Annotated in this window: 9 protein-coding genes and 1 pseudogene; 3 read left to right on the top strand and 7 right to left on the bottom strand. The window is 59.9% G+C overall.

Annotation, left to right across the window (positions count from 1 at the left end; translation table 11 throughout):
* From JWR14_RS17550 to JWR14_RS17560, 3 genes and pseudogenes are all read right to left on the bottom strand, one after another.
* A pseudogene (locus JWR14_RS17550) lies at positions 1-367 on the bottom strand (RND transporter); the annotation flags it as partial.
* Between the two features lie 11 nt (positions 368-378).
* On the bottom strand, positions 379-1,584 hold the full coding sequence (locus tag JWR14_RS17555) for an efflux RND transporter periplasmic adaptor subunit (protein WP_299709198.1): 1,206 nt from the start codon (positions 1,582-1,584) through the stop codon (positions 379-381).
* 23 nt (positions 1,585-1,607) lie between these two features.
* On the bottom strand, positions 1,608-4,802 hold the full coding sequence (locus JWR14_RS17560) for an efflux RND transporter permease subunit (protein WP_299709202.1): 3,195 nt from the start codon (positions 4,800-4,802) through the stop codon (positions 1,608-1,610).
* Between the two features lie 276 nt (positions 4,803-5,078).
* Here JWR14_RS17560 and JWR14_RS17565 point away from each other — a divergent pair, with 276 nt between their 5' ends.
* On the top strand, positions 5,079-5,384 hold the full coding sequence (locus JWR14_RS17565) for a DUF4148 domain-containing protein (protein ID WP_299709205.1): 306 nt from the start codon (positions 5,079-5,081) through the stop codon (positions 5,382-5,384).
* A gap of 239 nt (positions 5,385-5,623) precedes the next feature.
* Here JWR14_RS17565 and JWR14_RS17570 read toward each other — a convergent pair whose 3' ends face one another.
* Positions 5,624-6,484: an MIP/aquaporin family protein gene (locus tag JWR14_RS17570; RefSeq protein ID WP_299709208.1), complete on the bottom strand. Its 861-nt coding sequence runs from the start codon at positions 6,482-6,484 to the stop codon at positions 5,624-5,626.
* A gap of 104 nt (positions 6,485-6,588) precedes the next feature.
* Positions 6,589-8,088: a glycerol kinase GlpK gene (gene glpK, locus JWR14_RS17575; RefSeq protein WP_299709210.1), complete on the bottom strand. Its 1,500-nt coding sequence runs from the start codon at positions 8,086-8,088 to the stop codon at positions 6,589-6,591.
* A gap of 914 nt (positions 8,089-9,002) precedes the next feature.
* Here glpK and JWR14_RS17580 point away from each other — a divergent pair.
* Positions 9,003-9,461 carry a hypothetical protein gene (locus JWR14_RS17580; RefSeq protein ID WP_366144561.1) on the top strand — a complete coding sequence of 153 codons (459 nt, stop codon included), beginning with the start codon at positions 9,003-9,005 and terminating at the stop codon, positions 9,459-9,461.
* A gap of 118 nt (positions 9,462-9,579) precedes the next feature.
* Here the strand turns inward: JWR14_RS17580 and JWR14_RS17585 are convergent, their stop codons facing one another.
* The gene (locus JWR14_RS17585) at positions 9,580-10,785 is read right to left on the bottom strand and encodes a multidrug effflux MFS transporter (RefSeq protein ID WP_299709213.1); all 1,206 of its coding nucleotides are present in this window, start codon (positions 10,783-10,785) and stop codon (positions 9,580-9,582) included.
* Positions 10,786-10,859: 74 nt separating this feature from the next.
* Positions 10,860-11,588: a DUF899 family protein gene (locus JWR14_RS17590; protein ID WP_299709216.1), complete on the bottom strand. Its 729-nt coding sequence runs from the start codon at positions 11,586-11,588 to the stop codon at positions 10,860-10,862.
* A 486-nt stretch (positions 11,589-12,074) separates the two neighbouring features.
* On the opposite strand from JWR14_RS17590, the gene JWR14_RS17595 reads away from it, so the two are divergent.
* Entirely contained in the window at positions 12,075-13,229 is a 1,155-nt protein-coding gene (locus JWR14_RS17595) for a peptidyl-alpha-hydroxyglycine alpha-amidating lyase family protein (RefSeq protein ID WP_366144564.1), read from the top strand.
* The last annotated feature ends 324 nt before the right edge of the window (positions 13,230-13,553 follow it).

Here is a 13,553-nt window from a genome sequence, read left to right on the forward strand (position 1 = left end):
TACGGAAGCGGTTCTCGGACGCGCCCGCGGTCACGGTCGGGAAGAAGCCTGCGCGCTGATAGTCAACGAACGCGCGAGCTTGCTGCAACTGCGCGACCGCTTTCTTTACGGTCTGGTTCGATACATCAATACGGCTTTCGAGTTCGTTCAACGTTGGGTCACCAAAGACGGTCCACCATGGGCCACGCGACTGGGTATCCGCGGGCGTGGCGGGCGCCCAACCCGCAGTGCCGGCATAGTGCGCCGGTACGGTGAGGTCCGGCTTGTGGTAAGCAGGCAAGGTGGAGCAAGCGCTGAGTGCGACGCCCAGGCAGATGACCAACGTCTTGCGGGCGAGGGCGGAGGGTGATATGAGCGTAAGCGGCATGAGCACGATCCTCAGGAAGCGGACGAAACGATCTGCACCGGCTCGCCTGGGCTGATCGCGTCACCCGGATTGTCGATGACCCGGTCGGTTGCTGTGAGCCCGGTCGTGACTTCCACGTGGGTGCCGAAATCCCGCCCAATGGTTACTGTCTTGAGGGCGGTTTTACCCGTACTGTCGACCACCGCAACGGTCACGCCATTGGGTCTGAACAGGAGCGCGCTCACCGGCAGGTCGAGTGCGGGGCTGGCGTTCTGCAGCGCCAGATGTACCTGTGCATAGGCGCCTGGCAGCAGCGCGCCGTCGCGATTGTCGACATCGACTTCGACATGCATCGTGCGGCTGACCGGATCGATCGCGCCGGCGCTGCGTGCGACTTTCGCGGCAAATCGCCTGCCCGGATATTGCTGCACACTCAGATAGACCTCGGTGCCCGGCGTGACGTAGGGCGCGTCGTTTTGCGGCACATCGACGAACACTCGCAACGTGTCCGTCTGCTCCACATGAAAGAGTTCACCAGGCAGGGCGGCCAGACCCGGCGAACCGCCCGCCGTGACGAGCGCGCCCACGTCCACGTTGCGCGCTGTCACCACGCCGTCGAAGGGTGCGCTTACCTTCTCGTACGACACCAGCTCTGAGAGGCGCTGCACATTGGCCTGTGCGGACTGCAGCATGGCGCGTTTCGCTTCCATGTCGCTGACCTTCGTGTCGGTGTCCTGTTGCGAGACCGACTGCGTCTTCAGCATGTCCTGCCAGCGTTGCGCGCTGACCTTCGAATAGTTGAAATTGGCTTGCGCCGTTGCTGCGTCGGCGCGAGCCTGCTGAAGCTGTGCATCGAGTTCCGGTGTCTGGATGACAGCCAGCGTTTGCCCTGCCTTCACCCTGGCGCCAATGTCGGCGTACCAGTGCTCGAGATAACCGCTTGTACGAGCGTAGATCGAGGCATCGGCGTAGGGCATCACCGAGCCGGGCAGCAGGAGTTCCTCAATCGCAGGCGCATTGCGCGGCTTGATGACCGAGACGCTTAGCGCATGCTGTGCAGCGGCTTGCGAGGTCAGCGCGGTACTGGCTTGTAGTCGCGGAACAATGCCAATCACAAGCAACGCGGCAGCAATGGCGCCGAATGCCAGCGGCATCATGAAGCGTCGCCGGATGGCGGCCTCGGCGGTCGTCTTATCAGCCAGCACCGCTGGTTCGTGCGTGTCGTTACGATGGTTCATGGTCTATGCTCGTTTAAAGGCAGTCACTGAATTGCCGGAGTGGTTTGCGCCGCTGCCGCTTTACTCATACGGCGCTTTTCGATCCACGCGTGGACCATGCCGAATACGACCGGGACGAATAGCAGGGTGGCGACCGTGCCGATCGCCAGGCCACCGATCACGGCACGCCCGAGCGGCGCATTCTGTTCGCCGCCGTCACCCAGGCCGAGCGCCATCGGCAACATGCCGATCAACATCGCGAGCGCGGTCATCAGCACGGGCCGGAAGCGGTTGAAGCCGGCTTCGAGGGCCGCGGTCAGCGGCGGCGCCCCGCCTTGCAACATCTCGCGCGCGGTGTTGATGACAAGAATGCTGTTGGCCGTTGCAATGCCGATGCACAGGATCGTGCCTGTGAGCGCCGGCACGCTCAGCGTGGTATGCGTGGCGAAGAGCATCCACGCGATGCCCGCCAGTGACGCGGGCAAGCCGCTGATGATGATCAACGGGTCGATCCACGACTGGAAGTTCACGACCATCAGCAGGTAGACCAGCGCGATGGCGAATGCGAGTCCCAGTCCCAGGCCGCTAAACGATTCATTCATCGACTGCACCTGGCCGCGAATGACGATCGACGCGCCGGCGGGAAGCTGTGCCTGTGCCTGGTCCACGAGCCGGGTCACGTCCGACGCCACGCCGCCCAGGTCGCGTCCTTGCGCTGAAGCGAATATATCGAGCACGGGCTGCACGTTGTAGTGCGAGATCACGGCCTGTTGCGAGCCGCGCGACATCGTGCCCAATGAACCCAACAGGCTTTGCGGCGAAGAGGAAGCCGCGTCCTTCGTCAGCGGTACATTCGCCAGGGTCTGCAGCGAATGAATATCGTATTGCGGCACTTCAGTCATCAACGGATAACTCACGCCGTTCTTCGGATCGAGCCAGAAGTTAGGCGTTGTCTGCGAGCTGCCCGACAGCGCGATCAGCAGGTTTTGCGCAACATCACGTTGCGTGAGGCCGGCTTGCATCGCCTTGGTCCGATCTACGTTGATGTTGATCGCGGGTTCGTCGCCGGGCTGCTGAATCCGGGCATCGACGAGGCCACGCACGCTCCTCAGCTTCGCCAGCAGGTTGTTCGCCACCACGCGGTTCTGATCGAGCTTGTTGCCGACGATCTGGATGTCGATCGGTGCGGGGAGGCCGAAGTTCAGGATCTGGCTGACGATATCCGCCGGGAGGAACGCGAAGGTCGTGCCGGGGAACGAAGCGGTCAGTACGTTGCGCAGTTTTGCGACATAGTCCGCTGTGGGCGCGTGTCCTTTCTTTAACGTGATCATGATGTCGGCGTCTCCCGATCCGACCGGCGCTGACGAGTCATAGGTCAGGTTGATCCCACTTACCGGCACGCCAATGTTATCGAGCAACGCGGCCTCGTCCGACTTTGGAATGACTGTGCGGATCTTCGCTTCGACTTCGTCCGCGAGACGCGCGGTCTGTTCGATCCTTGTGCCGGTGGGGGCGCGCATGTGAAGGCGGATTTCGCCGGTATCGACAGCCGGGAAGAAGTCTCGGCCTGTGAAGGGCACGAGCGCGAACGACCCCACGCAGAGCAGCATGAACACCAGCAGAAAGCGGTGGCGGCTTTCAATCGCGCGGGTGAGCGTCGCCTTGTAGCCGTGGCGCAATGCTTCGAAGCGACGTTCGAAGCCAGCCTGGAATCGCATCAGGAAAGCGAACGGTCCGCGTGCCGGCCTGCCGTCTTTCGACGGCATTTTCATCAGGTACATCGCGAGGGTCGGAATCAGCGTGCGCGAGAAGAAGTAGGACGCGCACATCGCAAACACAACGGCTTCAGCCAGCGGTACAAACAGATATCGCGCGACCCCTGAGAGGAGGAACATCGGCACGAACACGATGCAGATAGAGAGCGTTGAAACGAAGGTCGGGACCGCGATTTCGCCCGATCCGTTGAGAATGGCGTCGTGTAGAAGCGCCCCTCGTTCCAGATGGTGGGTGATATTTTCGATAGCAACCGTCGCGTCGTCGACGAGGATCCCGACCGCCAGCGCCAGCCCCCCGAGGGTCATGATGTTGATGGTTTGCCCGAGCGCGGATAGCGCGATCAGCGAGGTTAGTACCGAGAGAGGAATGGTGACGGCAATGATCAGCGTTGCGCGCCAACTGCCGAGGAACAGCAGGATCATCAACGCAGTCAGGCATGCCGCGATCAACGCTTCCCGCACGACGCCGGTCACGGCCGACTTCACGAATACCGACTGATCGGAAAGCGCCGTGATGTGCAGCGCCTTCGGCAGGCCTGCTGAGATTTTCGGCAGCATGGACTTGATCTGTCCGATGATTGTCAGCGTCGACGTGCTACCCGTCTTTTCCACGGTGAGCAGCGCGGCGCGCTTGCCGTCGCTGCGCACGATGTTGGTTTGCGGCGCATACCCGTCACGCACCTGCGCGACGTCCCGTACATAGACCACGCCGCCTTTGACCGTCTTGATCGGCAAGTTGTTGAGCGCTGCGACGCTGTCCGTGCTCCCGTTCATCTGCACGTTGTATTCACGTGCGCCGATCTTCGCCGTGCCACCGGGCAGGATCAGGTTCTGCGCATTGACGGCATTGACCACATCGCTGGGCGACAAGCCTTTGGCCTGCAATGCGCGCGGATCAATGTCGATCATGATCTGGCGGATCTTGCCGCCGAAGGGCAGCGGTACGGCCGCGCCCTGCACCGTGGCAAGCTGCGTGCGTATGAAGCTGTTACCCAGGTCGTAGAGCGTTTGCTCGGGCAGCGTATTGCTCGACAGCCCCAGTTGCAGGATAGGGACGGTCGACGCGTTGTACGTAATGATGTTCGGCGGCAGCGTGCCCGGCGGCAGCACGCGCAGAATGGACTCGGAATTCGAGCCGGCTTCGGCAATGGCGCGGTTGATGTCCGCGCCGGGATGAAAGAATATCTTGATGACCGAGACGCCGTTCAGCGACTGCGATTCAATATGTTCGATATCTTCAACATCGGAAGTCAGCGCGCGTTCATAGTTCGACGTGATCCGATTCGCCATGTCCTCCGCGGAGAAGCCGTTAAACGACCAGACGACGCTGACCACCGGAATATTGATATTGGGAAAAATATCCGTAGGTGTACGCATGATGGCGAGCGGTCCGATCAGGAACAGCAGGATCGCAAGCACGATGAAGGTATAGGGCCTGCGCAGGGCCAGTCTGACAATCCACATTGGAAATTCCCGGAAGATAAGCCGCGTTTGAAAGCGGAGACTTCGAAACGTGCGGTCAGTGTGACGATCCGGTCTTTACCCGGTACTGACGGCAAGGTTACAAAGTTGTTATCTTCGAATGCCGGGGTGTGCAATATGACGATCTTGTCATCTGGGCGTCAGCTTCGAGTCAGTGCATGCCGTGCAGAATGAAGTTGCTTACCGTCTCTTACCGGACGATGAAGCATGGGCTTCATTCATTGAGAGTGAAGCCACTTTTCAAAGAGGCTACCCGTCATGAAAACACTGATCTGCACAACACTTGCCCTGGTCCTGGCTGCTCCCGCCATCTCGTTCGCCCAAACCACGGATCAGCCCGTGACGCGTGCCCAGGTGCGCGCCGATCTCATCCAGGTCGAGAACGCGGGATGGCGCCCGAACTCGCAGGACGCTTTCTATCCGGCTGATATTCAGGCTGCTGAAGCTCGCGTGCATTCAGGAAACACCACCACCGGTTACGGCGGAGCCACGGAAAATGGAACGTCAATGTCGCAGCCATCCACCAGCGGAGCCGTGGTGGCCCCCATGTATAAGGGGCAGTGATTCAGGGACAGTGATTCGGACGGTGGTGTAGAGACTGCTGGCGGGCGGCTTGATTAGCTGGATTGCGTAGTGCATCTAAGCGGGTATCCCCCGCGAATGAGGGAAGTTGCGGCCGCTGACAGAAACACCGGCGGAGACAACAGCATTGAACGCGATATTGAGCGGCCAAGCACCGGACTAACCAACGTCCGGCGCTTGGCCGTTGCCTGAGTTTGGCGCTAAGTCAGCTATACAACCCATCAGATGCGCTGTCCTTCCTCACAGTTCTCACCATTGACCCCCGCTTGCAACGCGCGCACGCGCGCTGGCAGGAAAGGATGGATCAACAGTTGGTAAGCGCCGCCACCAATCACGCCGCCTATCAACGGGGCGACCACCGGAATCCACCAGTAGTTGTCCGGTGAAGGCAGCGCGGACGAACCCCAGCCAGCAAAGTATGCAAACAAACGCGGGCCAAGATCGCGGGCCGGATTCATTGCCCAGGCTTCCAGATAGCCCATCGACGATCCAAGGATTGCCACCAGGAACCCGATCATGAGCGCGCCCGCATTTGCCTGGGGCGCCATTTCGTTGAACTGCTCGGTGATCGCGAAAATCCCGAACAAGAGAAACGCCGTCAGAATGACTTCATCGGAGAACGCGTGCATGGGGGTGATGGCCAGGCCCGGATGCGTGAAGAACACGCCCGCTGCGCCGCCGTCCGCCCGTGACAGATGATGAACCAGGTTGTAATGGTCGATCACCGGCCCGAACAGCGCATAAACAATGACGGCGCCCAGAATGCCGCCAACGAGTTGCGCCACCCAGTAGGGCAACACTTTCTTCCACGAGAAACCGCGGAACAACGCGAGGGCCAGTGTCACCGCAGGATTGGCATGGGTGCCCGAAATAGAGCCGGTCACATAAATGGCGAGCGTCACCGCCAGGCCCCACGACATGCAGACACCCCAGTAGGCATTCACATACGGGCTGGGATCGTACAGCACATACATGCACGCCACTGAATCACCGAACGCGATGATGATGAGGACGGCGATAGCCTCGGATATGAGTTCGCCGACAAATTGCCTGCCGGCAGGTTTTGCAATAGCTGATGGCATACAAAGGATTCCTAATAGAAGATCTGCGTTGCAGCAAAGAAGGCCAGGATGCCGCGACGGAGGCTCACGTTGAACGCAAGGTCAACGTGAGTTCAACCCAAGATTCAGATGGCGTCAGCCCACGCCTTGGCGGCGTTCACCGCCCGTTGCCAGCCGTGCATCTGTCGCTTGACCTCGTCAGCCGCAACATCCGGCGAGAAACGACGGTCCAGCTTCCATTGGCTTTGCAGTTCATTCACGTCTTTCCAGTAACCCACTGCCAACCCGGCCAGATAAGCCGCTCCCAGTGCAGTGGTTTCGCTGATCTGCGGACGAACTACGTCCACACCCAGCATGTCGGCCTGGAATTGCATCAAAAGGTCGTTGGCGACCGCACCGCCGTCCACGCGCAATTCGCCAATGCGGATACCGGAATCGGCTTCCATGGCTTTCAGTACATCGATTGATTGAAATGCGATGCTTTCCAGCGCCGCTCGTGCAATGTGGCCGGAGGTCGTGCCACGTGTTAGGCCGAACAGCGTGCCGCGCGCGCGTGCATTCCAGTGCGGCGCTCCCAGGCCGGCGAAGGCGGGCACCATATAGACGCCATCACTATGCGGCACGCTGCGCGCAAGCGCTTCGATTTCACTGGCACTCTTGATGATGCCAAGGCCGTCGCGAACCCATTGCACGACAGCACCACCAATAAAGATGCTGCCTTCCAGTGCATAGTTGACCTGGTCGCCGATCTGCCATGCGATGGTGGTGACCAGGTTGTTGCGCGATTCGATCGGTTTCTTGCCTGTGTTCATAACGAGGAAACAACCGGTGCCGTAGGTGTTTTTCACCATGCCGGACTCCGTGCACATCTGGCCGAAGAGGGCGGCATGCTGGTCGCCTGCAATGCCGGCAATCGGAATCTTGGAGGCGAATACCGTGGTCTTGGTCGGACCGTACACGTCCGACGAGGCACGCACTTCGGGCAGCATGCTGCGCGGAATATCGAGCGCGTCGAGGAGTTCGTCGTCCCACTTGAGCGTGTGGATATTGAAGAGCATGGTGCGCGACGCATTGGTGACGTCGGTGATATGCAAGCCGTGTTTGGTGAAATTCCATACGAGCCAGCTATCGACCGTACCGAAGGCAAGGCGTCCTTGTTTCGCTTTTTCGCGTGCGCCTTCCACGTTGTCGAGGATCCAGCGGATCTTGGTCGCGGAGAAGTAGGAATCAATAGGCAAGCCCGTCTTGGCACGGACCTTTTCTTCCAGCCCTTGCGCTTTCAACTGGTCGCAGAAGTCGGCGGTGCGACGGTCCTGCCAGACAATGGCGTTATAGATCGGCTGGCCGGTTTCGCGATCCCAGACAATGGTGGTTTCGCGTTGGTTGGTAATGCCGATCGCGGCAATAGATGCACCGTTCAGGCCCGCGCGGGTGACGGCTTCGGCGGCGACGCCAGCCTGGGTCGACCAGATTTCCTGCGGATCGTGCTCGACCCAGCCCGGTTGCGGATAGATCTGGCCAAATTCCTTCTGCGCCACTGACACTACGTTGCCCTGGCGATCGAACACCATGGCGCGTGAGCTTGTCGTGCCCTGATCGAGCGCGAGAATGTATTGCTCCTGCATTGTCTTCTCCACTGGTTTTTAGATGGATCGCCGCTTTGTGCATGATGCCTTGCGACGTTGCTGACTTCTTGTTTTGACTGCAGCTTCGGTGAGACAGGCGCTTCTACGAATATTACGTTTTGATTGCGTCGTTAGATCCGGCTAGCCGCGTCGTGCGATTTCATGCGGTTGAAGTTAGGCCCGCCAAGAGACGGGGTGTAGGCGTGGGTTCATCCGCAACCATCGCCTGTTTCATTGAGTGCCGGATGTTTACCTGTGCCGCAGGGGTTCAAGGCGGTCATCACATTCCGCCCCAATCCCGCCCGTGCGAGTCGCTGGTGGTCGATCCGATGGACCGCGCAGCCGAGTGGAAAGAAACTCGCTCTGTTCGCAAAAGAACACCACCCAAGGCGCATCCCGCGATATCACACATGGTGCCGGCTTAACCATTATCTCCGTTCCATGCCCGACAGATAGGCTATTGCGTCCTGAACCTCTTCAGTTTCTCATGTCAATTAGGAAAATCTATCGAACCGATAATGTTCGAATTCGAATCCTAGTGAACAAAATCGAAAATGTAAAGGCGCATTTATGGCAAGCTGAGAGGGGCGAGCAACGCATCGGGGTTAGTAGAAAACCTCGAAACGGCACCAGTAAAAGTTTTGAAAGTTCGAAAGAGAACGGACATGGCTGGCAATAGCGCCCGCAATGGGGGTGACGCTGGAAGCGGAAGTTTGGATGTGGCGACGCCACGGTTTCTTGGGCGTGCAAGCTGCGCAGCGGCGTTCACACCTGCCATCGAATCACGATTGTTTGTACGGGGCAGCTAAAGGTATCGGGTAACCCGGCAATAATTTACGGGTGCAGGTAGAGTGAAACACCGCGACTAAAGTTCGTCGCGGCTGATGCGACGTCGAAAAAAATTGAGGCCAACCATGCGGGTCACCAGACAGGTCACCAAGCTTATTCGAATTGTCACCGTGTTCGCGCTCGCGCCCTACGGGATGTTGTCGACACCTGCACATGCAAGCGCGGTAGAAGAACAGCTCGATTGCAAATCGACGGGCCATGTGTTTATCAGCGCGCTGATGAACAGTGGCGAAATACAGTCCAAGCCCATGCATGTCGAGAAGAATTCAGTCAACGCATTCAGGCCCGCCCATGGCGTGAAGCTCACCGCGTTTGAATTCCCGGTCTTTGTAGTGCTCGGCTATGAGAAGGATGATCCGCTCTTCAAGCCTGGCAAGGGAGATCCCGTCGGGGACTGGGCTTACGGCGTAGTGGTGACAGGCGGGTCTGACGACGTCAAGGACCGCCTGCGTCAAATGGGCAGCGACGCTATCGTTCGCGAAGTCACGCCGGTGATGACGGCGATTCTTTGTAAGGCCCATTGAAGGGCGAAAACGAAGGGCGCGTGGACAAGACCCCATGGCACCGCTCGTCATGCCTGCCTTATGCCGGTGCATGGAGGGACTTCGGTACCGCTATCTCCACTCAATGCCGCATGGGTCTCTACTCTGCCGCCGCTGGCAGCCTTGCATTTTCGTCGCGCAGCGTGAGGCGGGCAATGGCAAACGCCACCAGCGCGGAGAGTGCGATTCCGACCACCATCGGCTTTGGCGCGCCATCGGCGAACAAGCCGGATACGGCCATCACCGCAGCGCCGACAACAAACTGCAATGCACCCATCAGCGCAGAAGCCGTACCCGCAATTGCGCCATGATTTTCAAGCGACAACACCGCGGAAGTCGGCAAGACCAGCCCCAGGAAACCGTATCCGATAAACAGGAAAACCATCATCAGCGCGAGGCTGTCGGCGCCTGCCAGAAACAGCACCGCTACTATGCTCATCGAAATCGCGAAGCCGGTAACAGCCACGCGAATGACGCGCGGCAGGCCGTATCTGGCAGTGAGCCGCGCAGTCAACTGGCTGAAGCCGAAAAACGCCGCCGCGTTGAGCGCGAAGCACAAGCTGAACATGGTGGGCGACAAGCCATAGTGGTTGATGATCACGAACGAGGCGCTTGCCAGGTAGATGAAAAACGACGAGACGCCGAACGCACCGACAAACGTGAGACCAAGGAACGTCGGATCACTAAGTAGTTTTCGATACCCCGCGAATGCACTCGCCCACGAGCTACCGGCGCGATGATGGATTTCCCGCGTCTCCTTCAACTGCGTAGCCGCAAGCACGAGGGCAAGTCCGCCCGCCACCGTCAGCGCCCAGAAGACCCCGCGCCAGCCGAAAGCCGCAATGATGAAGCTGCCGGTCAGCGGCGCCAATAGCGGAGACACGCTGACAACGAGCATAAGGAGCGACATGAGCCGGGTGGCATCGTGACCGGTGTAAAGGTCCCGCACAATCGCGCGCGGAACAACCATGCCGGCACACGCGCCCAACGCCTGGAGCACGCGGAAACCGATCAGCACGTGGATGTCCGGCGCAAAGGCGCAGCCCACACTGCCAATGGTAAAAATCGCGAGGCCAACATAGATCGGCATCTTGCGGCCGAAGATATCCGAGAGCGGTCCGTACACGAGCTGGCAGACGCCGAGCGTGATGAAAAACACCATCAGGCTCATTTGCACTTCGGCCGGGGTGGCGTGCAGCGCTCCCCCGATGGAAGGCAGGGCGGGCAGGTACATGTCGATGGCAAACGGGCCCACAGCTGTAATCAGGCCCAGCACAATGGCAAGTTGAAGAAAGCGTCGTGTCATCATTTATCGGTAGGAAAGAATGGCGGCATGGTACTCGATGTCATGCCGCTCAAGTGCGCGGCCAAGTGCGCGGGTCAAGTGTGCCTTGCGGCGTATTCCAGTTTCGGATACCAGTCCGTGCCGCGGCCGCCGGGCGTCAGGTCGAGCATGAGCCACAGCGGCATGGGGTCCGGCGCACCGCGCGGGTCCTGCCCCGGGTCGGCCGTTTGCGGTCCCATCTCGTCGCCCCAGAAGTGGCGCACAGTACCGCCTGAACGTGTGAAAACGTTGAACGCGGGGTTGTCGCCGGCATCCGGATCTTCGTTGGCGTATTCGCGATTGAAGCTGTTGCCAGCCGACGAATACAGCCGCAGGTGGCGCCAGCCGCGCTCCCTCTTGAATGCCACCAGCCGCTCGATGGGCCCTCGGGCGATCACTGCAAAGGCTACGCGTTGCAGGATATCGGCCATCTCGCCGTCAAGGGCGCTGAGCAATGACGTGCACATCGGGCAAGGCCGTTCGCGCTTGGGACCGAACATCCAGTTGTAGGTAATCAGAGTGTCATGATCGCCGAATAGTTGTGAGAGCGTGGCCGGTCCATGTTCGCCCTCGAAGCGGTAGTCCTGTGGCACCTCGCCACCGGGTGGCAGTGCCCGGCGCTGAGCCGCCACACGCTCGATGTGGCGGCGTAGCTCAATCTCCTCTGCCAACAGTGCGTTGCGTGCGGTGCGGTATTGCGTACTTTCGCGCGGGAATCGGCGCGTTGACTGAGCCAGTGCCGCGGCCGGCTGCAAGGTCTGTTCAGATCCATTTACGGAAGACATGAATGCTCTCCTCATGGTTGAGGGGAATTAACGGGAACGAGCGGAAATGGGGGCGCGATGCGGCGCGTCCAAAAGCGCATTGCCGTAGCACGGCCCTATATGCATGACGAACGACGCCTTGAGAATTCGACATCGCCTGCTTCAATTATTTCGATACTCACCAGGACGCACGCCGCAACGCGAGGCTATTACATCGGCAGGAGAGTCGGGTGGCGCGGAGGCGGATACAGCGGCTAAAAGCAAACGAAGTCACATAAGGGCGCGGGTTCGAAACCCCGGCGTCCAGGCAGACGCGAACTCTGCATCTGCTGTTCATGATGTGCACTATAGTGAAATCCGCGTTGGCGCGCTCAGATCACCAAGAGACCGTGCGCCAGCGCAGGGGACGACCGGAAGGTCCTTAACATGCATAACCTTGCCTTCGGGTCCCGTTCAATCAACATGGCGTCCAGCGCCATCGTCAAGAACAACAAGGAGCGAGATTCAATGAACCAGGCACATCCACTTTCCTGCCCATGCTGCGGCGATCCAGCCACCCGCGTGCTGACCCGCCGCCGTTTCCTGGCCCTTGCAGCCGAGGGCGCCGCGGCACTCGCCTTGCTACCGCATTCCGCCTACGCCGACACCGATACAACTCGAACCATTGCCTACGACTCGGTCCCTAATCCAGTGCGTTTGCCGCGGGATACCTATTTCGGCGAGTGTTCGGGCATCGCGCTGAACTCCAGGGGCCATATCTTCGTGCTGTCGCGGGGCAATACCACTGGTGCCGCCTACGGTGCCGCAGCGGCTCAGCTCCTCGAGTTCGCACCCGACGGCCGGTTCGTCCGCGAGATCGGCCACAACCTCTATGCCTGGTCTTTCGCGCATATGGTCAAGGTGGATCGCGAGGACAATATCTGGGTAACGGACAAGGGCTCGGACATGGTCATCAAGTTTACGCCTGACGGCCGCGTAGCGATGGTCTTTGGCCGCAAGCAAGAGGCGGCCGATGAGGAGACCGGTCCGCTCAAGCACCCGAATCCGCCGCTTCCCGCCGAGCCGGGCCGTTTCCGCCAGGTGACCGATGTGGCCTGGGACGCTGCCGGCAACAGCTATATCAGCGACGGGTACATCAACTCGCGCGTGGCCAAGGTCGACAAGAACGGTAACTGGATTAAGTCATGGGGCGAGCGCGGCACCGGCCCCGGACAGTTCCACACGCCGCATAGCATTGCGCTTGACGCCAAGGGGAGTGTCTATGTAGCGGACCGAAGCAACCGGCGCATCCAGGTGTTCGATGGCGAGGGCAATTTCCAGCGCCAGTTCACTATCGACGTGCCAGTGCCTCCCGGTGCGCGACCGGCGATTGGTTATGCGCCCGATGAGGCCGCCTTAGCCGCCGGCACGTTTGCACCCGGCTCGCCGTGGGCCATCTGCATCTCGCCGGGGCCGAACCAGGTGCTGTACAGCTCTGACGCGTTCCCCGGGCGCATCTACAAGCTGTCGCTCGAGGGCGAGGTGCTGGGGGTACTCGGCGAATCAGGCAAGCAACTCAAGCAGTTCGGCTGGATTCACCAGATGGCTTGTCCGTCGGAGAACGTGCTGTTTGTTGCCGAACTGCTGAACTGGCGCGTACAGAAACTGGTGTTGCACGCGTGACGTTGATTGAGTCACCGCAGTGGCGGGCTGAAGCTCGCCGCTTAGCGACGGCGGCTGTTCAGGACTTTGCGCTAACCGAAAACTTTTGTTAGTGGTCGTGGTGTTCGCGGGCGGATCTGGTCGAATTCGCTAGCCAATATCTTTAGCGGCTTTAAACAATGTCCGCTCTTTAGCAAACCTGCCCCGCGCTTGGCGATATCCACTATACAAATCCCGGATAGTGCCTGAGAAGCGTTATGCGACGCGGATCAAACGCGATACTCCGGACGCGCCCGCCTGATCCTAGGGGTTGCCCCGCATAGCCGACGCCGATATCCCGCCACT

This window comes from Caballeronia sp. (assembly GCF_028292365.1).
Lineage (GTDB): Bacteria > Pseudomonadota > Gammaproteobacteria > Burkholderiales > Burkholderiaceae > Caballeronia.